The organism is Kineosporia mesophila (assembly GCF_021129235.1).
Lineage (GTDB): Bacteria > Actinomycetota > Actinomycetes > Actinomycetales > Kineosporiaceae > Kineosporia > Kineosporia mesophila.
In genome coordinates, this window is record NZ_JAJOMA010000019.1 from 51,286 (window position 1) to 76,234 (window position 24,949).

The following is a 24,949-nucleotide window of genomic DNA, read 5'->3' on the forward strand; positions in this document are numbered from 1 at the left end:
CGGCCACGCATCACGGTTCTCGAAACGCCGGATGCGTGGCCTGGTTTTCGGCCTCCCGTTGCAGGTCTTCCAGACGCCGGGCCGATTCCTGCCAGGGGCTGCGTTCGAGTGCCTGCCAGCCGTGCAGGATGGGGCCGAACGCGGGAGGCGGGTCCGGCATGCTCCGGGTCAGAGCCGCCATCGCCCCAGCATCTGCTGAACCTGGGCCTTGGGTTCCGGGCTGGTCCGGGGTACCGCGGTGGCGCCGGAACCAGTCCTCGCTGGACCAAATGTCGTTCACCGAACTGACCACGCTGGCCAGCGCCTCCCACAGCTCGCCCCAGCGCAGCTCGTGTGCTTCAGTGGCGGAGCGGGCCGGGCCCAGGACGGCCTGAAGCGTCTGTTCGGAACGTAAGCGTTCTTCGTCCGCCGCAGCCTGGCTTTCGGCATGTACGTTGTGGTGAGCGACCTTCACTCCGATCGCCAGTACCGTGATCATCGTGAAGAGCCAGATCAAGGCGTCGGAGGAGATGTAAGACGCACCTGGTGAAGTGCCGCCGGCCAGGACAGCTTCGTCGTTCGCGGCGGCACTGATGAAGGATTCCCGGGCCGACGCGATCAGGAAGACCGTGAAGAACAGGGCCGCAGTGAAAATGCCGGGAACGATCCATTCGACCTTGGGGATGGTGTCCGCATCTGCCCAGCCCTGACGACCTTCGCGCCATCGCGCCACTGACTCGCCCAGCCATACGCCCGTGGTAATCAGCGCGGCGACCAGCACGGCCCCCGGCAGGTAGGCCAGCGGAAGCTGCCACTTCCCCGCTGCCGTGCTGGCATCGATATCGAAGACAGTGGCGAAAACAGTCCCGATGAACCAGGTGTCGAAGACCGCGATCAGGACCACGACGATGTCGATCGGCAGCCACCGAGGCCAGGCATGGCGGCGGCGACGGTTGTAAGCCCCATCACCGGCGTAACGCCGCTCCGTCTCCTCGGCCTTCTCGACCGCGATCCGCACCTGCTGAGTGCGCAGAAACCAAGCCAGGTCGGAGAGGGTAGCGCCGGCTCTTGTCTTGGCCTCGACCAGCGCCCGCGTCTGGTTCTGCAGGTCAGCACGCGCCTTGGCGACGATCTCGGCGCTGTCCCGGCGGGCCAGGATCTGGGCGGTTCCGAGGACATCGCCCTCCGTCTCCCGGCTCAGGTGGTCGTTCAGAGAGAGGCAGACGCATGCTTCCTGAACCCCGCACAGAGGTGACGCAGCGCAGTTCGGAGTCAGGCGCGGTTCCAGCGAGAACTGTTCCATGTCAACGTCCCCCCTGCGGCTGGCCGAAGGTGATGACCACTTCGACCCGGCGATTGCACGCCTGGCGGGCGGCAAGCTCTTCCTTGGGTGCGTCCTTCTCCAGGCATTCGGGGTCGGGTTCGGTCTCCCCGGCACCCCTGATCCGGGTCGCTGGGTAGCCCTGATCCTTCAGGTAGGCAGACACCGATTGGGCTCTGGCCTGAGAGAGAAGTTCGTTGCTGCGCGGCGTTCCCCGGGAGTCCGTGTGCCCGGTGACCTCGGCCACGGTTCCATCGACTTCGCGCAGGTCGCTGAGCACCTGCCCCAGGGCGTCCTCGGCGGTGGGGCCGAGTTCGCTGGAACCGGTGAGGAACAGCATCCGATCGTTCAGACTGACCGTGCTAGTGCTTCCCGTCTCGGTCCTGGCGATCTGGGGCAGGGCAACATCGACATCCGTTGGTGTCGATGGCGGGCGTTCGGCCTGGAAGGACACCTTGTCCTGATCCGTCGCCACCTCCACGCTGCGCGCGCCGGCCGCCGTGAGCAGGCCCTTCCAGAATTCGATCAGCCACTGCCGGTCCCCGTCCCGGACCACACTCGACTGACCGGCCGGAAGGCCCAGACCCACCAGAAGAACACTGAAACCGTCCAGCTCCGGAAGCTCCTGCGTAGCCTGGCACCGTGCGGCCACGGTGGCCGGACTTTCGGCCCGGCTGAGCAGGTTGAGGTCAACGCATCCGGTATTGGACAGGCCGTCGCTGGACAGGATGATCTTCGGGCTGACCCCCGACGCCGTCGTGGAGGCCCAGGCCAGGGCGCCAAGGACGTCGGAGTTCGCCGCCTTGGCCGCGGTCTGTGCAGATGCCCAGTGCCGCAGGCACTTCAATGCCTCGGCCCGTGCATGGATACGGTTGTTATTGTTGCCGACGACGGCAGTAACCGCCCGATCGGCCTCGAGTACGGTCGCTGAGGCATCGAAGCCCGCGACCCAGACGGTCCTGCCTTCCATAACGGCACTACGCAGCATCGGATCCACCGCCTTCGCATAGACGGCACTGGTCTGGGCCGAGGCACTCCGGTCGATCAGCACGACCGTCTGCCCGGACTCCTGGCTGCCTTGTACGCTCCCGCCCGGATCGGAACACTCTGCGGTCGCTCCAGACTGTCCGGACGCCGTTTCGGTGGTCTCAGGGCTGCGCCCCAAGGAAATGGCTGTCCAGACCATCGCCATCGCCACGGCGGCCACCACAGCGAACCTCAAGGCTTTATTCATCATCGCTCACTGCCGTTCCCACTGACCTCGGGCAACGGCGGGACGGGAAGACCGGCCCACGCCATCAGACTTCGCAACGCGGAGTCGTAGGTCACGTCGTACTCAAGCAGGTTCACGCTGTCCAGACCGTTAACGGCTCCGGTGACAGCCTCCAGAAGGCGTTCGTCACGCTGGTCCCGGTCCTGGGCCAGTAGGTCGACGACTTCCGCTGCTTTGTGGGGTGATTGGGTGGCCAAGCGGATCAGGTGACGGGCGATGAACGGTGGCGGCGTGTCCATAGCGGCCAGCTCCTCCTCCGTGCCAATGCCCACATGCTTGAGCAGATCTCGCCAGTTGGTGGTGAGCTCCTTCAGATCCGACACCATCACCAGAGCCAGTTTCTGCTCGGCGTTCCAGCTCAGGCGATGCGTCCAGCCCTGCTGCTGGATCTGACGGACGTCTTCGTGCGGCGTCACCTCGGCCCGGATGCTCCAGTGCAGGTCGGTGCCGCTCGGTTGCTTCTGCGCAGTGATCTCGGCAAGTCTGCGGTTCAGCGCCGACTCCGCCTCCGCCGCGGCATCCGGCGGGAAGGTGCGGAGAATACAGCGAACCGCAACCGCAATGTCCTCCCACACCTCCCCTTTGAAACGGTCGACGTCCCTGGCAATGGTCGGACCGTCCCAGGTACCACCCGTCCAGATCCAGCGCAGCCGAACACTGAAGTCGTAGGCGTCGCCGCGGGAGGGAGAGGAAAAGCTGAGAGCGGGCGAGCGCGGCACATGCCGCTGGGGCTGGGGCGGCAACTTCGGCGAGCGGAACCAGGTGCGCACCCGCGTCCACCAGCCCGGCCGCTGCCACTCCTGCGGCTCCACGGGCGCCATCGGCTCAGGATTGAGGACGCGTCCGGTCACCGGGGTTTCATCGGCCGGACGGTTCGGGGAAGCTTCGGTCATCGTCGTGATCCTCTCGGTCCTAGTTCCTGGTCCAAAAGCTCTTGGGCATGCGGGAAGTCCAATACCCAGGTGTCCCGCCAGAGGCGTTCGTGAAACTTCAGGTGCTCCCGGCAGCCGCGGTCCTGCTGCAGACTGCGCAGCACGCTGCGGCAGGCCCGATCCAGCAAGGGGTCCTGATCGGAATCCTTGATCCAGTCCGCCAGCAGGTTCAGCGCGAACCGCACGACCCGCTGGTCCCTGATCGCCATCCGCCAGAGCACCAGGACATGCCGGCGCATCTGTACATCGGTGTCGAACTGGCGCAGCAGTTGCCCCCGGGTCCCGGAAGCCTCCTCGTCCCCGAGGAACAACAGGATGAGGACGAGGTGGCCAGGCAATTGGCTCTGCACGACCAGGCGCTCCGAACCGCGCAGTCGCCGGATCGTCCGGACCGACCGCTCGTGCTCCTCGATCCACTCCTTGAGAAGGTCGTTGACACGATCGGTCAGGTTCAGCTCGTAGATCCGGCAGACCACGCTGGCAACCAGCGCGTACCCGTAGTCCTTCTGGAACCGGGAGCGATTGACGAGCTCCAGGGCGTCGTCGACGTGCTCGATGTCCAATGCGTAGGCATAGACCGTCAGGGCGGCCAGGCGGCGCGGCAGCCCCCAGTTGCGCGCCCAGTCCTGCAGGCGTTCCCAGGTCCGCGGTGCGGTCGTGCTGTCCTGGAGCATCAGGTCCATCGCCAGGGCGGTGGCGCGACGACCGGAGATGCTGCCGCTCTTGGCCCAGGTCTCGACCACCGCCATGATCTGCTCGAAGTCGTAGACGGCCAGACGTCCCACGGCTTGAGCTGCTCTGATCCGAACCTCCAGCGGAGCAGCGACACGGTCACGTCGCACCACCGCGGTTTCCAGCAGCCACGACAGCACGGCGCTGGAGGCCAGATGGTGCTCGGTCCAGACCACTTCAAGGACGACGTCGGGCACCGTCGGATTCCTGAACCACATGGGCCGGCGCTCAGAGGTCACTCCCGAGATTCGTCCGTCTGTCTCTGGTTCCTCCTGCATGGCCTCGATGCCGGACAAGAGCTGCGGACTTGTCTGACTGAAGGGGGCCGGAACAGAGCGTTGACTTGTGTCCTCCGCCGCCAGAGTAGCTGTGCCGCCGCGGATCACCCGGGTCAGGGCCGAGGTCTGGTCCAGAACGGTCCGCAGCGGTAGCCCGTTGAAGATCCCGGCCGAGAGCAGGAAACAGCGATGGAAAAGCAGGAGATCCTCGTTCCTGCTCTCGACTGATGAGCCGGGTTCCTCGTCGGCGCCGGACAATGACTCGTTACGAGTCTGCGGAGTGAGCAGCCTTGCTCGCACCCATTGCCGGACCGACGACCGGAGATACGTCTCCGGCTTCTCCCCGTAGGCCACCGCCGCGGCTATCGCTGCGGCGGTAACCGCAACCTGCTCCATGGTGGCGGAGCCGATCGTCGCCAACGTTTCCTTGGGCAGCATCCTGAGCAGGTAGTCGTCCGTCGGCGGTTGGAACTGACCTTCGGGGGAGACGACGAACCTGGCCCGGGGGCCGTCGAACTGCAGCCCCAAGCGGTGGCGACGGACGAGTAGCTGGGTGAGAACCGTCAACGGCTTGGGCTTGCGATGCCGCACGAAGCCTGCAGCCGGAACCTGGACCAGCCGCTCGCCGGGCTCCTCGTCCACCACCAACACCACTCGGGTGGATGGGTCGGACTCCAGCAAGCCGTCCACCCACTCCACCACGGCGCGCAGTCCCCGGCGCGCTACCGCTTCCGAAGCTTCCAGCACGAATCCTTCAGCCGAGGAGAAGTCATCCTTCGTCAGCCGAGCAATCGGCACACCGCTGTCGAAGCGCGCCAGCGCCGCGTCCAGTGGAAGCAGATTGTGCAGCGCGCAAAGTGCCAGTGCGGTCCGGCCCGAGCCCACGGGCCCCACGAGTACGCAGACCCTTGCCGAGAGTGCCTGCACCAGTAGGGTCAGGGACGATTTTCCGTGGTCCGGCCAGGGCACGAACGACTTTGCCAATTCCAGAATCGATTCGCTGGCGATCAACGAAGCATGGCTGCCGGCCCGGTCCCGCGCCGTGATGATGACGTTGCCGTTGACCGTGCCGAAGGCGGGCGAGCCGTCACCCATCGTCGTGGTGCCGTGGTTGTCCTGGCTACGTCGGTTCCCGGCCGCCGACGCCGAGAAGTTGCGCCTTCCTTCATCCCGCGCCCGCCGGTCCCGGCGCGACTGCTGCGGGTTGAATTCCTCTCCCCCGTCAGCATCGCCCCATTGATCCGACGATTCCGGCTTCGGCGCTCTCGACGATTCGGCGCCTTGGGAGGGCGCTTCGGCGCCGGGCACTGCCAGCGCGCTTCCGCTGCTGGGTGTGGTGACGTCACGGGCCGGAGCCGGGTCTTGCCTATCTGGCAGGGCTTCATTACTCATGACCCGCCGCCGAAACTGACTTTGCCTGTCACCTGACCGAAGGCCGGACTCCCGTCGCCCATCGAGGTCGTCCCGGAGTTATTGTTAGACACTCGCGCCTCAGGCGTCTCAGCCTTCTCCACCGTTTCGGGTGTCGCGACGGCGTCCGGATCAGCTGCGCCAGAGACCCCAGAAGCTTTCGGAGCCAACCGGATCCAGGCCGGGAATGGCGTGCTGCGGTCGTCATGCTGGACGCTGATGGGCTCGAACTGATCCGGCTGCAGCCCTCGAACGCGCTCCTCAACGGTCGCCTGGTAAACCGAGTCGCTGATCGTCACAGTCAGGACCTGGTGCGGGTGGGACCGAATCTGGCCGGAAGCCGCCGCACAGTTCAGCATCCGGACCAGCTTGATGATCGCATCGCCCTGCCACGGAAAGGGCTCGCGCCGAACGTATCCCTCGTGGACGGCCATTCTCACACGCAGCCTGCTGCTGGGTTCCCGACGGCGGTTGAACGGCTCCAACGCAGTGAGCAGTTCTCGGGGCAGATCAGCCACCAGCCGGGCCGGCTCCAGCGGATCCGCGAACAATACGTGCAATCCGTCGCCACGGTCGGCGATGTCCGACTGGATCGGGCGGAGATCGGCACGCTCGCACGCCTCGCGAAACGTCTGCAGCAGCCCTTGCTGAAGGTCCTGGTGATCGTCCATCGGGCGTTTGCCCGACGGACGGTCCCGGCCGCTGAAATCCACGATGTCCAGGGCCGTCATGAGTGCGTGTTCCGGCGTTGCCATCAAGGCTCCTCCCGAGTAGTGGTGGTTGAGCCTCACTTGCACCCGATCGGACGCACCACACACTTCTGGGGGATTGGCCCGTTCGCCCCGTTTCGTTCAGGGATTGCAGTGCGCCTGGAGGCGCGTCTCGTCGAAGATCACGATCCTCCGGTAGCGGGTGCCGAGGATTGCCGACTCCCGCAGCTCCTTCAGGAAGGCCTGCACCGAGGTCAGCGCGCACTCGGCCGCAGCAGCCAGTTCCTCCTGGGTCAAACTGAACGCGATTTCGATTCCGTGATCGGTGGGATTCCCGTGGGTTCGGACGAACTCGGAGAGCACCATCGCCACCCGCCCATTGGCGGTATGCCCGGCAAAGTCGATTCGCTTGCGCGTCTCGACTCTCAAGCGGTCATTCGTGACCCCGTAGATCGCAGTGAATCCTTCATCAGAGGACCGCAGGTATTGGCGCCAGACCTGGGCACTGATCACTCGTGCACTCACCGCACCACAGGCCATGACAGTCGCGGTTCGGGGGCGACCGTCGACAGCAGCCATTTCGCCGACGATGTCGCCACCCAATCGCAATGCAAGCAACACACTTTGACCGCGAATCGTAATTGCGCTCACCTTGACAATTCCAGTCAGCAGGATGAAGACGTCTGTTCCGCCGTCCCCCTCCAGGATCAGCCGGTCTCCTTCGGTGAACTGAACAGCGCGACCCAGAGTAATGATCCGGTCGAGACTTTCCGGCTTCAACCGCCCCAGAAAGCTCCCCGGATGCCACTCCTCGTGTTCCATGGGATCCCCCTCGTGATCCTGACCGCCATTCTCTGAGTCAGGGTAATCGCCCGGTCGCACGAATGGACCGGTTTCGGAAGTTCGCCTCTGGAATGGACGACCACGGTCTTGGGTTTCGGATGCGGCTAACGGTGTCCAGATGTGTTGGAAGGCCTGGGCCCGCCTGGCCACCTCTGATTTCATCGCCAAGTCGAGCGAGGACACCCTGAAAAAACATGCACTTCACCTGGAAGCTGCGCACCAGCGCTTCCCGCACCGAGGTCGACAACTCCTGAGCCAAGGCGCTGACCAGCAAAAGTAAGGTAGCGCTGGCTATCTCGAACACCAACGTCGACATCTGGGAGCAAGCTCGCCCGCACCGGCGCAGGGTGCTCGGCCCGCGTCGTACGGCCCCCGTGACCGGCGCCGAGGTGGCCAGCTCCGCGCAGTGGGTCAAACGTCCTTAATCAGTGAGGTCTTTCGTCACCGCCACAACGTCGGGTAGAGGTCCTCCGCTGTCCCGGCGCTCACCGGCTCCTGATCTGCGCCCGGCCGGTCGGCACCACCTGGAAGCTTCTGAGGCGCAGGTGATCAGCGAACTCCCGCTGGCTGGAACGCAGCCCGTGCACCAGCATGGTCTGCCGGGGGCCGACCTCCGTGACGATCTGGCCCAGGCCCTTGCGGTCGGCGTGCGCCGACAAAGCAAACTTAGCCACGTTGGCGCGCACGTCGATGCGCTGCCCACCCAGGTCGAAAGTGGCCGAGTTCTGCTCGGCCAGCCTGATCAGTTCAGCGCCAGCCGACTCAGCGTCCTGGTACCCGGAGATCAGCAGGGCTGAGCGGGGGTCGGGCAGAATCCACTCCGCCCAGGTCGCGGCCGGTGAACCGGGAGCCATCATGCCGGAGGTGGCGACGATGACACCGCGGCGCATAGACGCATTCAGCTCGCGACGCTCGCGGGGGGCAACTTCCTGGACGCCGTCGCCGAAGATGGTCAGGGGATTGTCGCGTCCTACGGTCTGCTGTTCGTAGATCCGTGACACCGAGCGGGCCAGACCGTCGACCAGGATCGGCATCCCCGGGAACGCGGTGCGTAGGGTAAGGACCACCTCCTGGGCGCGTCCGAGCGCGAACGCTGGGACCAGCACCCGTCCGTCCCCGTTGACCGTGTCGTAGACGGTGGCGAGGAAGCGCTCGACCTCGAGGGTTCGAGGGCGACCGCCCGGGCGGCAGTAGGTGGACTCGATCAGCAGCAGGTCGCAGCCGCGGGCGGACGCGGGAATGCTGATCCCGCCAACCGATGCCTGATCCTGGGACGGGTGCGAGACGTCGCCGGTTATGGTGACCCGGGAGGGCCCTGCGGTGACGACCACCCCGGCCGCGCCGAGGATGTGGCCGGCCGGGAAGAGTTCCGCGCTCACCCCGTCGGTGATTTCCACGACCCGTCCGACGGGTGTCACTTCCAAGCGCTGAACTGCGGCCTTGACCTGCGCCGACCGGTAAGGGGCGACCTCGTTGAGGGCATCAGCGTCGCCCCGGCGCAGGGCGTCGGTGATCGTGCGCTCGAAGACCTTGACCGAGTCGTTCCACATCGTCGGCAGGAGCGCAGCGGTCTCGGCGGTGCACAGGATCCTCAGGTGCGGGTACTGGGCAACCAGTGCGGGGACGTAGCCGGCATGATCGTTGTGCGCGTGAGTAATGACGACGGCATCGAGGTGTTCGTGGAGGGCAGCCTCGAGGTGGGGCGGCGCGCATCGTGACAGTGGTTGCCCAGGGCGGCTGCCGCAGTCCACGAGCAGCCTGGCCTGACCGGCCTCGACCAGGATGCAGGAACCGCCGATCTCGGTTCCACCGCCGAGCGGAGTGACCGTGACCTCCCGTTCATGGGTATCCAGGAGGAGCGGCGCGGTGACCGGAGGGCTCGCGATCGCCTCCACGATCCCAAGGAACTCGGAGATCCCGATTCCCGCCGCCTTAAGGGCGAGAAGAACCGGTTCCGGAAGGTTTTCGGTGACCTTCGGGTGATCGGCGGTCACCAGCTCCTCAGTGACGGTGGCCATGCGATCCTGCTCGCGCAGATCGGTCTCCGGTGCGGGGCCCACCGCCGATCGCAGAGCACCCACCAGAGTCTCGGCCGCCCGGCTGGGATCGTTGTGCAACGTCTGCCAGCGTTCCCGCTCGGCCACAAGTTCTGTTCTGAGTCCTTCTGATTCGGTTGTAGCCTCGTCGAGATCCTGGGCCAACGAGGTGTGCCGACGTCGCCAGTCGGCGATCTCCTTGCGGGCATTGTCCAGCCGGCCGTTAGCCTCGTCGCGCTTGGCCCGCATCAGCGCGTTGTCACGACGCAGGCGCACGATGGTTTTCTCCGTCGCCGCGTCGCCGCGATCAGCAGAGGACGCTTCACCTGATGGGGTGGGGGAAGTTGCCTGATGACGGGGCAGGAGCGCAGAACGATCCTCACCCAGAATGCCTGCGGCCCGATCCGACGTCGCGGCGTCCGCGTCGAGCAGCTCCTCGAGCAAGCGGTGAGCCGTCGCTACCGCGCCGAACCTGGTAGCCAGGGAAACCCGCACGTCGTGGCTTCCGGCCACCAGGCGCAGCAGGTTACGTCGGTTTTCCTGGACGAAGGCTTTCCGGTCGACCCGACGGTCACGGTTGGCCTCCGTGTTCAGGACGATGTCGGCCACCGCCGCGATGATGTCAGTCAGCACCTGACCCGGGGTGGAGGTCATCTCTGAGCGGCGATCTGGTCCAGCCGCAGCTGCCCGTCACCGTTCGCCACCAGTACTCCAAGGGCCCGGAACACATCGATCAGCGATGCCAGGTCCGGGTAACCGGCCGCTTGGTACGACGATACGGAAAGAGCATGACCGTCGGGATCCCGGACCATTTCCTCGAGGATCTCCACGAGAGTCCCTTGATCAGCAGCGTCATTCGGGCCAAGAACACCGAGGAGCACATTCCACGAGGCGGCGACCACCACGTCCGCCTCGACCCCCAAGGACTGCCGGAAGCGTTGCCCGTTGGCCGGCACGGCAAGCCAGTCACGCAGGTCGCTCAGCGGATCGGGGCCCGAGGTCGCCGACTCGGCAACCCGATTGAGCAGCATCGGCCAGCCACCCGTGACGCTGAGCAATTCGTCACGCGACGCATCGTCCTGGAAGGGCAGCGAGGTCTCGTTCAGCCACAGCCGAAGTCCGGTGTTCTCATAGCGGTGCAGCGAGGTCACCGACGACGAGGCATCGGACTCCCGCATCGCTTTCGACCACAGAGGTGCCTGCTGCGGCCCGGCGATCAGAATGATGCCCAGCGTGCCGCCTGACCGCTCCCGGATCGCCTCCCGCGCACTCGTCCATACCTCTTCGGCCGCAGCCGGAGTCGTCTCGCGCAGGTCGCACATGATCAGTGCGTGGCGCCCTGCGGCCCACATGCTAGCCGCAGAGCTGGTGGCCACCAGCGCCGAGGTGCTCACGTCGTCCCGCAGCTTGATCCGATCGCCGTAGACCGCGTTGTCGTTCTCGTCCCGCAGCACCCGGACGCAGCGTTCCAGGGTCAGCGCCTCCGAGCCGATGATCAGCCGCACTTGGTTGCGGGGCCGCAGGAGGTCGGCGATCTGCGCAGATGTCAGCGGTCCTCGGGTGAGGGTGTCGGCGTACCGAGGTCGCAGCAACGTTCCGTCGAAGCTGTCCGGCAGCGGGAAGGACGCGGCGTTATCGAGCACGGAGCTCACTTCTTCGCCGGTGCCCAGTAGCGTCAGGATGTTCGGGGTACGCAGCCGGTACTGCCCGGTGGCCGATGTGGAAAGGACTCCTAAGTCGACACATTCGTCCAGCAGGGCGCGGAACTCACCGGTCAGCACGTCCTCGGAGGCGAAGCCCTGCGGCCACCACTGCTCGCAGTCGCTGCGCAGTTCAGTGGCCGAGAGTGCGGAACCGATACCCTCGTCATAGGCGTGGAACGCCACCGCATAGGCGATCGTCTTGTACCGGTGGTCGAGGTTCAGTGTCCAGTCGAAGCGCTTGCGAATGGCCTCCCGAAGGACTCGGTCCGACCAGATCTCCTCCACGTCGTCAGCGGTGACCAACTGGGGCAGCCTGAGCGACACCGGGCGCCGCTGCAGGTGGGTCAGCATCCGGGCACCGAAGAGCTGGATCAGCGAAGGCTGGTTATTGGTCAGGGCCAGCACCCGGGCCGCCACGTTGTCGTTCGCGAACCGGTAGCCCAGCGCACCCAGCGGCTGAGTGAGCAAGTCGAAGGCCTTCTGCGAGTTGAGCGGCCCAACGCAGACAGGGCTGCCGAAGTGTGCCAGGGGGTGGTTGGCCAGCCGCTCGAACCGGGCGGTCTGGTGCAGGCCGGCGAACACAACCTTGACGGCTCGTTCCGTGTTGTCCATCAGCCTGCGGAACGCGTCCACATGCGTGAACCGCCCCTTCGCGTCGGCATCCAGGAACAGGTCGGACTCGTCGAGCAGCAACAGCAGCTGACGGCCAGGTTCGGCCTGGATCCAGCGGGTGATGCCGTCGATCACCGCGTGCGCCACGTCGCCGCCGGGCTGCTCGCCCTGCACGATGGCCTTGGCCACCAGTTGCGGCCACAGAGTGGGCCAGATCCGGTCCGCCCCGATCGCGCCCTGCCCGATCTGGTAGATCGACAGATAGGCGGCCCTGCGATGGTGGTCGTCCTCGAACTCACGGGCTGCCGCCCGCAGCAACGCGGATTTGCCCAGTTGCCGACCGCCGTAGACGAAGCAGGGGCCGTCCATACTCATGACGTCGCCCAGCTCTTTCTCACGACCGTAGAACATCTCGACGGCGACGCCGCCGGCCACATCCGGGGTGAACGGTTCCGACATCGTGAACGGCAGGAGGATCTCCATCGTGGTGTCCAGCCGCGGTGTCGGCTGCGCAGCCAGGTAGGCGAAGGCCGCCTCGTCGACCACGATCGTGGCCGGGAGCCGGGAATGTGAACGCATCAGACCGGCCAGCTCACGCCGCTGTTCGGGGCTCAGCACACCGAAATAGAGCACCAGAACCGCGTGCTCAGCAGGCTCCGGGCGCAGCAACTGGATCAGCTGACCCGGCGTCGGCGACTTCCACACCTGGAGCACCCGCAGTGTGTCACCGGCAGGACTGATCTTCGAGCCGAAGGCCGGGATCAGTGCTTCCCCCTCAGTACTGCGCACGCCGATCAGATGCATCCAGTGACTGGCTCCGGGCTTTTGACCCGAACGACCTCGCGGGGTGTTCTGGTCGGAGAAGATGAAGCCGATCTGCTCGAGCACGGACTTCAGCGGGGCCAGGCGCTCGAACGATCGCGCGGACGAGAGATTCGCCCACTGCTCCAGCCGGCTGACGGCGGCCGAACGACGCACGATCTCGGACACGTCCATCTTGGCGCCCTCGAGCACCTCCGTCAGCGGTCCCTGCTCGGGGTTGCGTCCGGAATCGATGGTTCGCCGGAGGCTTTCAAGCACCGGGGGCCGATCCCGCGGCCACGACCCAGCCATGGTGGGGAAGGCCGGGAAGAAGCGAGCGAGATGGTCGATCCGCGCGGTCGCCACCGGCAGGTCACCATGATTGCGGATTGTCTCGAAGTACTCCTCGGCGGTGGTGATGTCGCCGTCGGCGATCGTCTGGGAGATCCGGACCGCCTGTTCGTCGGTCAGCTGGTCATCCTCCTGGAGGGCGGCCAGATGCTTCCACAGGCCCTCGGCGAGCGTGGTGGTGCGCTTCTCCCGATCCTCACGGATCCGGTCGATCTGGAAGAACATCTGATCGAAGTCGTGCCGCTGCCCGCGGGAGAGTAACTCGAAACCTCTTGTCCGACTGGATAGATCGGCCCAGTCATGCTCATTCAGCCGACCGAACCGCCGGTCGGCATCCAGCTCGCCGGTCAGCTCGGCAACCTGCTCGTCCAGTTGGCCGATGGCCGTGGTGACGTCCCGGTCCCGCACCGTGGCCAGCCGGCGGGACTGCTGCGGGTCCAGGTCTCGCAGAAGCTCAATCAGGACCTGCGTTCCGAGGTGATCGTTGCGCCGACTGCGTTGCTCGAAAGAACCCGCCCAACCGCCGGTCTCCGAGCGCAGGGCGGCTGCGGCAGCAGCGACGTGACCAACTGTGACCGGCTCGGCTGGCTCCAGCGCCGGCGCCAGCCGAAACGGCAGATCGGCCGCGAGCACCAGGGCGCCGTTCCTGACCTGATCCGGCGCCAGCTCACGATTGCCCTGTGCAGTAACCCCGGTGTCGAGCAGATCGAGGGACTCGTTCATCAGATCGAGCAGGACCGGTCCACCGGGCTTGTCGGCCAGGAGATCGGAAACGGCCTCCAGGGCCTGGAACCTGAGCCCGACCACCTTCTCCCGTAGCTCGGTGGCCTGGACCGACATCCAGCTGCCCTTCGTCGACTTGGCCAGCGACTCCGCCAGTTCAACCCAGCGAGCCATCAGCACCCGGGCGTCCCCGACCCACTCGATCAGCTTCTCGCGGGCCCGAGCCTCGATCCGCCGGTTACGGCCCCGCTTGACCAATTGAGGAAAGTCCCGGTCGATCGCCGAGGCAACACCACTGCGCGACTGCAACTCGGCCACCCGGGCCCGAATGAACCGTAGGTCGTCGGCCTGGTGCGATCCGCTGGCCACCATCGTCAGAGGCTCGCCGAGAAAACCGGCGGGATCCATCCATGCCTTGTACAGCTCGGTCGCAGCCGCCCACCGGATGGTGCGGTTCGGCGCATTCTCCAACTGGGATCGGGCGGAGTCGATGAGCGACTGATACTCCGACTCCCGGTCGGCGACCTCGGCGACCGCGTTCGACGTGTTGTCGGTGAGGTAGGCGCCGCTGTACAAGTAGTTCAGCAGGGCCTCGGTCAGCGAGCTCGACTCGTCAGAGCGCTTACTGATGCTGGGACACAGGTCACGCAGCGGTTCCGTGGCACCGGCGGTGGGCGAGATCAGTCCCGCCCGAACCGACGCAGCGTAGAGCAGGGCCTGCATCTGCGGAAGATCCTTGAGTTGGTCGAGATCGGGTCTCCCGAGCAACTCGTCGACCAGATCCTTGAAGGCCGCCGCGTTCGGTCCGGTCGCACTGCGCATCGCCTGGGCGTGCGCGGCCAGCCCGTAAACAACGGCTTCCACCGGGCTCTCGCCCGTGCAATGGCTGAGCCAGGCAGCCAGCGAAAAGCGACGCTCGGTGAGCAGCGCAACGTGCAAGGCGATGACCTCCGCGCTGACGGGCGGCGCGGTGTTCTCAGTTTCGAAACGGGCGTTTTCAGAACGGACGAGTGGGGTGCGCTCAGCCTTGGGCTCGGCGAATCCGGTCCTGACAGTTGCGGAAACAGCAGCTTCGACGCGATCAGTTCGGGAGACCGACGGGCTCTCGCCGAGTGGGGTCTCCCTGCTGCTGTCGTTCTCCTGAACGCGGGCATTTTCGTCGCCTGCGTGGCTCTCCCCCACGACCAATCCGAGTTGGGCGACCAACTCTTCCACCGTCGGTGCAACTGCGGGCTCCGCCACAGGGCTACTTTCGGGCAGAAGGCTGCTTTCAACCTTCTCGATCAGCGGGGTGACGATCTCGTTGCCGTCCTCGACGTCGTCCGCAATTTCCGTGTTCGGGTCAGATTCCAGGTCTTCTCCTGGAGCTGGAGCGCCCGCCGGCTCCGGCTGCCCGTTGGGCAGGGACAGCCCGTCATTTCCGGCAAGACCCATCAGCATCGAGAAGGCCGACGGCAGCGAGCGGTCGTGAGTGGCCCCACTGAGACGGAAAGTTCGCTCGGGATCGGTCGATCCGATCTCAATGGCTTGGACCAGTGCATCCAACGCCCCGAGAAGGACGGGCCCAGAACCCTCGTCGGCTTCCTGCGCCAAGTCACGGATCTCCTGCGCGGCGTCATCCGCGTAGGCCGGCGCCTCCAGGAGCACCAGACGCGAGATCCGGCTCAGGAGTTCGACCGTGGCGTTCGCGGCCGAGAGGTTCTGCAACGCCACCTCGGCCTGCTCCAGGCTACCTACCTCGTCCGGCCCAGCCACCGATGCGACAGCCCTCAGCAGAAGCGCCAACTCCTCGCCGAGAGAACTCAATGTGCCGATCGACTGTGGTGACAACACGCGGCCATGCGCGAGATCGTCCGACAACTGGCTCAGCGCCCGAGGTCCGGCGTCGGCGTATCGCCCAGTGAGATCGGTCAGCCGATCGGAGAGATCAGGCAGAGAAAGGTGCGATGCGAGGTCCATATCGGCTGCCTCCTCGATGCCCTGGGCCTCCTCGGTCTCCTGGGATTGCCGCTCGGCGAGCTGACCACTGCGCTCCAGACCAATCACCCGCTCGCAGAGTTCGTCCAGCGAAACGGGATGTTCGGGCAGATCAGACTTCTCCTCGCGTAGTTCGGACCACTGCCTCGCGAGCACGTCGCGCTGAGCTTCCGACCAGAACTCCGGCGGGTCAGCGACCAGCCAGGCCAGCGCGGTAAGCGACCCGACCGATCGGGTCAGCACCAGTGCGGTCCAGGCCGCCGCCCTGACCTGTGACGAGCCGCCGAACTCGGCTGGGCCAGTCACGAACGTCTCGCGCAACGGGTGCGTGGCCAGGAAATGCAGGTCTGTGGGCTCTCCACGGAAGAGAGAACTGAGCTGGTCAGACGTCAGTGACAACGATTGATGCAAGGCCAACACCGACGCGTCCAATGCGTTCAGGACGAACCGTGAACTCTCGATCTCGCCGGAACTGGCCAGTTTGGGCCGCAACGCCTGTGCAATGGCAGCGGCCGGCGCGCTCGAGCTACGCTGAAGGGAGCGGGTCAGCTGCCCCAGGCTGCGCTCGTCGAGGCGTTGGATCTCAGCGGTCAGTTCCTTCAGCGACAGTCTTTTGGCGAAGGACTTCATCGGCCGGACAGCCGCCAGCGCCAAAGCATACCTGGCCGGGATCCGGTGAGGACGGTCCCCGGTCGGTAGCTCGGGTTCGCCGGAAACCTCCGATGCGGAGTCACCGGCCAGACTTTCGCCTTCAGGCACCAGGTTTTCCTTTCCCGTATTGCCCTAAGCCGGCAACACACGCCGCGCGAGGGGAAGATACTAGCGCCAAGCACGACTAAACCCACCGTGGCATCGCCCGCAAGACCTTCCCACTCTCCTCATATGAAGCAGCTCGCCCATGGTCGAGACGGATGCGCGTTCCGACCGCATAGGGAAGGGCACGCCGCTGCATCGGTGAGGCACGGAGCCCTGTCGGAAGGCCGCCGGTACGCGGTCAGCTAAATCCATCTATTGGCAGGCTTTTCCGAACATTATTCCTTTGTCACCGATAGGCGCGTCCTACTTGCCTGACTGCGCTTTCCTGCTACTGATCACCTCCACATTCTATTACACTTGCGTCCCGTCCACTCACAGCATCGAGCGTTCCTGTGGGCTGCAAGACCTGAAGTAGCGTCAGTAATCGTGCTGACTTCAAGCTCTGCTACTCCAGTAATCGTTGACATCCAGAACCTGATCGACAATGACGACCGCGCCGTCATTTCTGCCCCGCCAGCTCCGCTCGCTGCTCGGGGCTGTAGAAGTATTGGCGGACAGCCAGATAGGCAGGAACGGCGTTAGCCCCCAGCCAATACGCACGAATAATCATGAAGGGCAGGCCCTCCGCACCCTTGGAGAACCGACCAGCGTTGTTTTTGGTCCGAGTCCCCTCCAACGGAAAAGCTTTCACTGTGATCCACGGCGTCTGATGATTCCGGGCCGCAACTTCGGTCACCGACTCCCACGGCACGAAGTGCTCGAACGTCAGCGACCGGTGATAGATGCCGGCGGAAGTGATTACCACGACACCCGGCGCGGTGCGCAGCATGGTCACCAGAAACCAGAGCAGGTATAGGCCGAAACTGGCGAACACCAGAGACATCACCACTCCGGCAACGCTGACCTGCCGGACCGCTGCCACCGCGTAGCCGAAGCAGCCGATAGCGCAGGCCCCCAGCACGACCGAAAGCCAGTAGTAGGCCCAGCGCGAATACGGAAATGCCAGGCCTTCCTCGCCTTGATCATTTGTTCCTCGCGACGGTGGCCCACTGGCTTGGCGAGGACGGTGCATCAAGCTCACAGTGAGCCCGGTCAGATGGACGAGTAGCAGCATCCCGCCGGCCCAGACCAGCACCTGCCACAACGTTCCGTGCAAGACCTCGTCCACCGTGAGAATAGCGAAAAGAATTGCCAGGAGGGCAAAGAGGACCACCGAACCGATCCTCCCGATCGACCGGTGAGGCTTTGGCCAGTCGGCCGGCGGGTCTTCCTGTTCGCCCGGGACCGCGCTGTATCCGCCGGTGTTGCTCATCAGAAAATCGACTTCCAAACCTTACTTGCGCTGTCGCTGACCGTTTCCCCCACCGCATGACTTGCTGCAGAACCCGCTGAGGCGATTGCCTGACCGGCCCCGGAGACTGTTTCGGCAGCGCTGTCACCCAGGTCAGAAGCCCTGTCTCCGACCCACCCACCGGCGTCCACGACAGCTCCGCCTGCGTCGGTAAGACCGTGCCCGACTGCCGCGAACCCATCCTCGATGGCGTCTTTCGTTCCTTGCGGGAGTCTGTCGTACCCGGCATCGAGCCCGCCGCTGACGACAAGCCCGACAAGGAGACCGGCGCCTGCACCGACCAGTGTGCCGGCGCCCGGGACGATTGAGCCGATCGCGGCCCCCGCCCCCGCAGCGGCCAGTGCCCCGCCAACCCCACTGATCACGGCCTTGCCGACCGGTTTGCCGGTGTGGATGTCGTAGCCGATGTCAGCGGCAGTGATGCCCAGGCCGATGATCGGAAGCCGGGCACCGATCTTGCTGCCGGACTTCATCGCCTTGAGCTCCCACTCACTGGCCTCAAGGTAATTGGACAGCGCCAGCTTGTTCAGCGCCTTTGCCTCTGCGCTACCACCTGGGGCCTTCAGGTAGCGCTCCGCCGCCAGAGCGCTCTCCTTCCTCAACGCTGCGGACTGGGCCTTGAGGATGCTGACATGCTTCTCGGCCAGGCCGCCGATGACCGCATCGTTAAATGCCCCAGCCGCAACCAGTGCCGGCTTGCTCTTCAGATCACCGAGCACGTTGCCGAGCGTGTCCTGAGCAAATTTTTCCAGGTCACGAGCCGAGTCTGCGTGCTCCTGTGCCTCAGCGTAAGCAGCGAGCTTGGCCTGGTGGTCGTTGTAGAAGGCGACCTCGGCCTCATAGACCTGCGCCTCGACAGTGGTCGCACCCGCCGGCAGTTGCTCGGCCGGGCGGGCTGGGCCTTGACCCGGATCAAGGATGGCGTCATCCACCAGCGCCAGTCCGCCGTCTCCGGCAATCTGACGGGCGCGCTCCATACCTCTCTGCGCACTGTCCAGGTCATCGGCATAGCTCTTGAACGCCTCCGATATTCTCTCCACCTCGCGGGCCAGATCGAGTGCGTTCCGACCGCCCGCGTCCACAGTGGCGTGGAAGGCAGAGCCCGCGTCGCCCGACCAGCCTGCCTCCGCCTCGTCACGGATCTTGAACAGATCGGTGACGGACTGTTCGATCGCCGGAGACAGCGAATTACCAAGCCAGGCCGCCGAGCCGCGGATGCTGACGGGGTTCCCCTTCACCAGGGTGTCAATTGCCATCAGTGTCCCTGGTAAGCGTCGGCTGCGGCCCCGTCCGAGGCCGCGTAACCCTGTCGGGCGGCGGCAACCGCTTCGCCCGTACCTCTCATCCCCACCACGAGATCGCCGGTGTTATCCGTCAGGAACGCCAGTGCAGCGCCCATGATGGACGTGACAGCGCCCGCGTCCGGGGCGGCCGGGGCCGAACTACCCACCTCGTCGAGTTCGCCCGCGGCCTTACCCAGGCTGTCCCTCATCGCATCCAGGACTGAGAGATCAGCCTTCATCTGGCCGGCCATCAAAGATCGCTCCCGGTACGGCGCAGCTCCTGGGGAATACTGATGTCCAACAGAATCAACTCGAAACTGGTCGCCAGACGGGCCTTTTCCAGGTCGACAGCCAACATCACCGTCCAGGGCTGCTCGGGACCACAGAGGGCAACCAGCCGGTCCATCGCGGAGTAGACCAGCAGTGCGAGCCGCCCGTCCTTGGTCTCCCTCAGGTCCAGAGTCAACTCGCCATCGGTCTGAGGTCGTTCGCACGGCACGTAAACCACGGGCGGAAACACTTCACCGGGATGCGTCATTCCGCGCAGCAGCCGGTCGGCATCCAGTTCCTCACCCAGAGTTTTGTCCACCATGCCAAGACTCTAGAACCGCCCCAGGACACCCGGTAGAGAATTACTCGCCTTAATGCGCAGAGTTACGAACTGGCGCATCGAGGATGTCCACCGGCATCACTCGATGGCGACCGCTCCACCCGTCAAGTCCACCACCCCACCCCGACACTGAACGCAAACCGCACCCATCGGCCGTCTCCCCCACCCCGCCGGCGCCAGCACATAACGTGCCCAACGCCCTATTTCGTCGGTGAGCCATGGAGAGCCTGATGCCGCGTCCGGATCCGCACCTGACCCCCAGAGACCGTGTTGTTCTTCTGTCACTGATGGCGGTCGCCACCGATGTCAGCAACCGGGAGCTGAAAGCACGGTGCGGGCTGGATCTGACCGGCGACGCCCGGCACCGACTGAACGACGCGGGTCTGGTGAACAGCCCCAAGGTCGGGCGGGAGCTGCGGCACGAACTCACAGAAGATGGCTGGGACTGGGCCAAGAAGGAGTTCTCACAGCCCTACCCACCCCGGGCCGACACCGGCACCCGGGGCATGTACCTGATCCTCAGCCGCTTCAGCGAGTTCCTGGACCGGACGAACCAGAGCGCCGACGCCATCTTCACTCCCCCGGCCAAGGATCTTGGCATTCGCCTGCGGAAGGCCGTGACCGAACTCGCCGAGGCTCCGGGCGAATGGGTTGCGCTGTCCCAGCTTCGTTTGCACCTGTCCGACGTGCCCCGCAAGGAGCTGGACGCTGCCCTCAGCGCGGCGTATCAGCAGAAGGATCTGGTCATCATGGCCGACGCCGACGAACGCCGGCTCAGTGCCGCCGACCGCGCCGCCGCGGTCCGGATAGGGGGCGAAGACCATCACCTCATCCGGCTGGCCACCTCGTGAGGAAGCTGACGGGCGAGGAATTCGCCGCGCTGTCGTCCCTGCGCTTCGAGTGGACGATGACGCTGGACGACATCTGGCACCCGCCCCGTGAGCACGTCACCGATCTGAACCACGCGACCGCCCGGCGACTGCAGGCCGGTGTGGAAGACGCGCAGAAGAGCGACGGGCCGAGCCCGCTGGGGCTGGTCATCGAGGGCAACAAGGGGTCGGGCAAGACGCACCTCATCGCCTGGCTGCGTAACGAGGTCCAGCGCGACGACGGCTACTTCTTCCTGGTCGGGCTGACACGCGGCGATGCGTTCTGGACCAACGTAATGGAAGGGGTGCTGGACGGACTGTGGCGGCCGACGCCGGGCCGTGCACACCAGATCGACATCCTGCTGACCCGGCTCGACCTCATCGGCGGGACCTCTCGAAGAGCCAAGCGTGCTGCGAACGAGCAGGTCGACCGAGCAACGCTGGACAATTTTGTCGCCGGACTAGGTCGGCGCGGTTCCGGTCTCGGGCCCGAGATTGCCGATACGGCAAGGGCTCTGATGATGTATGGAGCACTGGACGAGTCGGTTCAGTCGGTCGCCCGCAACTGGCTCGTCGCCTCCCCCGACCAGGATCCCGAAGAGCTGCGCCAGTGGGGCATTCGCGGGGCCCGCCCGATCGAGCTGATCGCCCAGGACATTTTTCGTCTGGTGGCCGTGACTGGGCACAGCGTGCTGGCGATGGACCAGATCGATCCGCTGATCGCCCATGCCTCCGCATCGCCGGCGTCCGTGGCCGCCGACACGGAGGACGCAGGACGGGACGAGGCCGTCCAGCACGTCGCCCAGGGGGTCATGATGCTGCGCGACCTGACGCGGCGCACACTGACCGTTCTGGCCTGCCAGCCCAACACCTGGACGTTGCTCAAGACACGCAGCATCAGCTCGGCCCGCGACCGGTTCCGTAATCCTCAAACCCTCCAGGGCATCAACCGCACGGAGATCGCCACCGAATTCGTGGCCAAGCGATTCACCGCCAAGTACCGCGAGGTCGGCTTCACCCCGCCCTACCCCACCTGGCCGATCACACCTGAAGCCCTGGCTGAGGCCGTCAACTACACGCCCCGCGCTCTGCTGCAGCGCATCGATGCGCACGTCCAGTACTGCCTGGATACCGAAAAACTCCTGGAACTGACGCATTTGGACGATGGTGGCTCACAAACGTCCCCCATTGTCACCGATGAACGCGAGATCGAGCTCAAACGCCTCGATCAGCGCTTCGACGAGCTGAAGGCGCAAGCAGATCTCAGTCAGGCGGACGACCAGCAGGCGGACGATGTGGTGGGCCCGAACTGGCTGGCTGCGGGTCTGCAGACCTGGGTTCTGGAGCAGGGTGATCGGGCGTCAGCCTTCACGCTGGATCCGAAGCCGGGCAAGAAGCCGTCGCTGCACGCGCGGCTGCGCTTCACTTTTCACGAGAAGACCGAGTCCGAAAGTCACTATTCCTTCCGTGTCATCAATACCACGCACGCTTATTCGGCGCTGACCAAACTGCGCTCGGCCATTTCTGTTTCCGGTTTCCAGCCGGGTGACGAGACCCGCAACCTGATCATCGTGCGGAACACTCGCTGGTCAACCGGAACCAAGACGCGGAGCGAGACCACGGCGTTCAAGGCCGCTGGTGGCACCATCACGGAATTCGAGGACGAAGACGTCCGCGGGCTCCACGCGCTGCAGGCCATGCTCACCGAGCGGGACGCGTTGCTGCGAGCCTGGATTGTGAGCCGACGGCCGGCCAGCCAGATGCCGCTTTTCAGGAAGGTGCTATCGGAATCTTTTCTGACGGCGCCGGATCCTGTACCGGAAGAGCCGGAACCTGAGATCGTTGCCGGAGTCCCGGTCGGTCGGCGTTTGGACGTATCAGGCCAGTTGGTCTTGGATCTGGAGTCCCTGCGTCGGCACATTGCGGTCTTCGCCGGTAGTGGATCGGGTAAAACCGTGCTGCTGCGCCGTATTATCGAGGAGTGCGCTCTGCGGGGTGTCTCGTCCATTGTTCTGGATCCCAACTACGACCTGGCCCGACTCGGTGACCCCACGACTTCTCCACCCCCGGAATGGCAAACGGGAGACGCGGAGCGAGCCCGGGAGTTTCACGAGACCTGCGAGGTAGTGGTGTGGACGCCGCTGCGCACCAGTGGCCGGCCGCTGACCTTCCAGCCCCTACCGGACTTCTCTGAGCTGCTCAACGATGCGGACGAGTTTCAGCAGGCCGTCCAGATGGCTGTGAACGCTTTGTCGGGTCGGGTTCGCGCCGCCGGGCCCACCCGCCGGGCCGAGATCCAAAGAGCCGTGCTGAAACAGTCGATCGAGTTCTTCGCCCGCAGCGGTGGCGGGCCCCTGCAAAGTCTGGCCGATCTGCTGGCCGAACTACCCGAGCAGGCCAGTGATCTGGCTCAGGCTCCGAAGATCGCCGCCGAGATGGCCCAGACGATGCGGGCGAACATGGTCAATGACCCGTTGTTCGGGGGCGTCGGCACGCCCGTCGACCCGGCCCAGCTCCTCACCCCGGCCGACGGAAAGCGCGCCCGGATCTCCGTCATCAGCATGATCGGGCTGGAAGGTGACGAACAGCGGCAGCACTTCATCAGTCAGTTGCAGATGGCGCTGTTCGGCTGGTTCAAGAAGCATCCGGCCCGCGACGTGCCGCTGGGTGGACTGCTGGTGATGGACGAGGCCCAGACCATCGCCCCCTCCGGTGCTCTGACCCCGTCCACCCACAGCACCCTCGCCCTCGCCTCACAGGCGCGAAAGTACGGACTGGGTCTGATCTTCGCGACCCAGGCGCCCCGGGGACTGCACAACCGGATTCCGGGCAACGCGTCCACCCAGTTCTACGGACGACTCAATGCCCCCGCGCAGATTCAGACCGCCCGCGAGATCGCCCGGCAGTCGGGCGGCGACGCGAGCGACATCGGCACGCTGGGCATCGGGCAGTTCTACGTCGGGGTCGGAGGTAAACCCTTCGTCAAGATCCACGCCCCGATGATGCTGAGCCACGACGGCGGACCACTCAGTCCCGAAGAGGTGCTCGACCGGGCCCGGGCGGGAAGGGACGCCGATGAGTGACACCGCCGTGAACGTGGACATGTACCGCGACTATCCGGGCTACCGCATCATCGACCGGAGCGAGATCGACCAGGCCCTGACGAAGGCGCTGGTCGTGGTGGACACCAACCTGCTGCTCAACCTCTACCGCTACGCCGAAGGCACCTGCGACGACCTTCTGGGGGTGCTGGGGAGCCTGGGCGACCGGCTGTGGATCCCACCGCAGGTCATGCGTGAGTTCTGGCGCGGGCGACTGAGCGTGCTCACCGGTCGCGGATCGGCCACCGACGCGGTGATCGCCACCCTCGAGAAGCAGCAGCGTGCAGGCGCCGATGCGATCAACCAGTGGGTTAAATCCATTGCCGTCGATCCGGACGAGGCCGTCCGGCTGCGCAAGGTGCTGGCTTCAGCGCATGACGAGGTGGCGAAGACCGTCCTGATGCACGCTCCCCCGCAAGCCGTCAATCCGTCGGTGACCGACCCCGTCCTCCAGCGGCTGGAGACGCTTCTGGTCGGCAAAGTGGGTCCGATACCCGATGCGGGGGCGTGGCAGAAGGCGATCGCCGAGGGAAAAGCGCGATCCAAGAACAAGATACCGCCGGGCTTCCGTGACATCGCCAAAGAGGAATCAGATCTTGAGGAAGGCCCGGCCGGGGACTATCTGGTCTGGTCGCAGTCCATGGCCGAGGCCAAGCGCCGCGGCCTGGACCTGATTCTGGTCACCGGCGACGAGAAGGACGACTGGTGGTGGAAGCACCGCAACCAGTTCCTGGGGCCGCGTCCCGAACTGGTCCGGGAATTCGACCAGCTCTGTGGCCACCGCTTCTTCATGCTGCGTCCCGTCCAGTTCCTCAACCGCGGATCAGTGCTGAAGGCGCCGGTGCGACACTCGTCCGTCGTAGATGCCGCGCGCGTCAGCCAGGAGACGGCTCAGGAGGTCTGGCCCGAGGCTGCGGTAACGGCCTTGATCGAGCAACTGGACGACGAGGGCTATCCGCAGGCCGACGTCATCCGCCAGGCGGCGGCCAACGGCGGGAGCGTCAGCCGCGAAGAGATTTTCGAGATCTGTAACTTCGACAGTGATCGCATGCTGAGGGGATTCACCCGTCCGTGCTCGCGGATCACCTCGTACCTGAAGAACTCCGGGGTGCTGCCGCGTGAGGTCCAGCCCTGCCTGCGGCCGGAGTTCGACAAGGAGGGAATTGCAAAGGCCTTCCTGATTCCGCCGGAAATGGTGGACGTGCTGGCTGGCGAAGAGGGCGCGTAGACGACCGTGTGGCTCATGTCGCGGTCAAAGCTGCCGACGAATGCAAGGATCTGCATGTGCTCGCCGGCCA

General features: G+C 65.3%; 15 protein-coding genes. 3 read left to right on the forward strand and 12 right to left on the reverse strand.

Going from position 1 to position 24,949, the window contains the following annotated elements; translation table 11 throughout:
• Positions 1 to 10 precede the first annotated feature (10 nt).
• The 12 genes from LR393_RS24490 to LR393_RS24545 form a co-directional block, all read right to left on the reverse strand.
• The gene (locus tag LR393_RS24490; RefSeq protein WP_231487049.1) at positions 11 to 1,282 is read right to left on the reverse strand and encodes a hypothetical protein; all 1,272 of its coding nucleotides are present in this window, start codon (positions 1,280 to 1,282) and stop codon (positions 11 to 13) included.
• Position 1,283: 1 nt separating this feature from the next.
• Complete coding sequence (locus tag LR393_RS36635) at positions 1,284 to 2,507, reverse strand: OmpA family protein (RefSeq protein ID WP_231487051.1); 1,224 nt, start codon at positions 2,505 to 2,507, stop codon at positions 1,284 to 1,286.
• 26 nt (positions 2,508 to 2,533) lie between these two features.
• A complete protein-coding gene (locus LR393_RS24500) occupies positions 2,534 to 3,466 on the reverse strand; it encodes a hypothetical protein (protein WP_231487052.1) in 933 nt (310 codons plus the stop codon).
• Positions 3,463 to 5,907: a hypothetical protein gene (locus LR393_RS24505; RefSeq protein WP_231487053.1), complete on the reverse strand. Its 2,445-nt coding sequence runs from the start codon at positions 5,905 to 5,907 to the stop codon at positions 3,463 to 3,465. Before LR393_RS24505 ends, LR393_RS24500 begins: the two co-directional genes overlap by 4 nt.
• Positions 5,904 to 6,680, reverse strand: coding sequence for a hypothetical protein (locus LR393_RS24510; protein ID WP_231487054.1), 777 nt, complete (start codon positions 6,678 to 6,680; stop codon positions 5,904 to 5,906). Before LR393_RS24510 ends, LR393_RS24505 begins: the two co-directional genes overlap by 4 nt.
• A gap of 96 nt (positions 6,681 to 6,776) precedes the next feature.
• Positions 6,777 to 7,457, reverse strand: coding sequence for a Crp/Fnr family transcriptional regulator (locus tag LR393_RS24515; RefSeq protein WP_231487055.1), 681 nt, complete (start codon positions 7,455 to 7,457; stop codon positions 6,777 to 6,779).
• A 506-nt stretch (positions 7,458 to 7,963) separates the two neighbouring features.
• Positions 7,964 to 10,168: an MBL fold metallo-hydrolase gene (locus LR393_RS24520; RefSeq protein WP_231487056.1), complete on the reverse strand. Its 2,205-nt coding sequence runs from the start codon at positions 10,166 to 10,168 to the stop codon at positions 7,964 to 7,966.
• Positions 10,165 to 16,440 carry a hypothetical protein gene (locus tag LR393_RS24525; protein ID WP_231487057.1) on the reverse strand — a complete coding sequence of 2,092 codons (6,276 nt, stop codon included), beginning with the start codon at positions 16,438 to 16,440 and terminating at the stop codon, positions 10,165 to 10,167. Before LR393_RS24525 ends, LR393_RS24520 begins: the two co-directional genes overlap by 4 nt.
• 496 nt (positions 16,441 to 16,936) lie before the next feature.
• Complete coding sequence (locus tag LR393_RS24530) at positions 16,937 to 17,749, reverse strand: hypothetical protein (protein WP_231487058.1); 813 nt, start codon at positions 17,747 to 17,749, stop codon at positions 16,937 to 16,939.
• Positions 17,749 to 19,044: a WXG100 family type VII secretion target gene (locus LR393_RS24535; protein ID WP_231487059.1), complete on the reverse strand. Its 1,296-nt coding sequence runs from the start codon at positions 19,042 to 19,044 to the stop codon at positions 17,749 to 17,751. The genes LR393_RS24530 and LR393_RS24535 overlap by 1 nt, the downstream gene beginning before the upstream one ends.
• Entirely contained in the window at positions 19,044 to 19,322 is a 279-nt protein-coding gene (locus tag LR393_RS24540; protein ID WP_231487060.1) for a hypothetical protein, read from the reverse strand. The genes LR393_RS24535 and LR393_RS24540 overlap by 1 nt, the downstream gene beginning before the upstream one ends.
• Positions 19,322 to 19,663: an SAV_915 family protein gene (locus LR393_RS24545; protein WP_231487061.1), complete on the reverse strand. Its 342-nt coding sequence runs from the start codon at positions 19,661 to 19,663 to the stop codon at positions 19,322 to 19,324. The genes LR393_RS24540 and LR393_RS24545 overlap by 1 nt, the downstream gene beginning before the upstream one ends.
• Positions 19,664 to 19,968: 305 nt before the next feature.
• Between LR393_RS24545 and LR393_RS24550 the strand changes: the two genes are divergently transcribed.
• From LR393_RS24550 to LR393_RS24560, 3 genes are all read left to right on the forward strand, one after another.
• Entirely contained in the window at positions 19,969 to 20,532 is a 564-nt protein-coding gene (locus LR393_RS24550; protein WP_231487062.1) for a hypothetical protein, read from the forward strand.
• A gap of 140 nt (positions 20,533 to 20,672) precedes the next feature.
• A complete protein-coding gene (locus LR393_RS36640) occupies positions 20,673 to 23,633 on the forward strand; it encodes an ATP-binding protein (RefSeq protein WP_231487063.1) in 2,961 nt (986 codons plus the stop codon).
• Positions 23,626 to 24,879, forward strand: coding sequence for a PIN-like domain-containing protein (locus LR393_RS24560; protein WP_231487064.1), 1,254 nt, complete (start codon positions 23,626 to 23,628; stop codon positions 24,877 to 24,879). Before LR393_RS36640 ends, LR393_RS24560 begins: the two co-directional genes overlap by 8 nt.
• The last annotated feature ends 70 nt before the right edge of the window (positions 24,880 to 24,949 follow it).

Bases quoted from the DNA above. Each gene is read 5' to 3' on its own strand.
- LR393_RS24530 (WP_231487058.1), bottom strand. From the start codon at position 17,749: ATGAGCAACACCGGCGGATACAGCGCGGTCCCGGGCGAACAGGAAGAC.
- LR393_RS24550 (WP_231487062.1), top strand. From the start codon at position 19,969: ATGGCGGTCGCCACCGATGTCAGCAACCGGGAGCTGAAAGCACGGTGC.
- LR393_RS24535 (WP_231487059.1), bottom strand. From the start codon at position 19,044: ATGGCAATTGACACCCTGGTGAAGGGGAACCCCGTCAGCATCCGCGGC.
- LR393_RS24500 (WP_231487052.1), bottom strand. From the start codon at position 3,466: ATGACCGAAGCTTCCCCGAACCGTCCGGCCGATGAAACCCCGGTGACC.
- LR393_RS24520 (WP_231487056.1), bottom strand. From the start codon at position 10,168: ATGACCTCCACCCCGGGTCAGGTGCTGACTGACATCATCGCGGCGGTG.
- LR393_RS24510 (WP_231487054.1), bottom strand. From the start codon at position 6,680: ATGGCAACGCCGGAACACGCACTCATGACGGCCCTGGACATCGTGGAT.
- LR393_RS24505 (WP_231487053.1), bottom strand. From the start codon at position 5,907: ATGAGTAATGAAGCCCTGCCAGATAGGCAAGACCCGGCTCCGGCCCGT.
- LR393_RS24540 (WP_231487060.1), bottom strand. From the start codon at position 19,322: ATGGCCGGCCAGATGAAGGCTGATCTCTCAGTCCTGGATGCGATGAGG.
- LR393_RS24560 (WP_231487064.1), top strand. From the start codon at position 23,626: ATGAGTGACACCGCCGTGAACGTGGACATGTACCGCGACTATCCGGGC.
- LR393_RS24515 (WP_231487055.1), bottom strand. From the start codon at position 7,457: ATGGAACACGAGGAGTGGCATCCGGGGAGCTTTCTGGGGCGGTTGAAG.
- LR393_RS24490 (WP_231487049.1), bottom strand. From the start codon at position 1,282: ATGGAACAGTTCTCGCTGGAACCGCGCCTGACTCCGAACTGCGCTGCG.
- LR393_RS24545 (WP_231487061.1), bottom strand. From the start codon at position 19,663: ATGGTGGACAAAACTCTGGGTGAGGAACTGGATGCCGACCGGCTGCTG.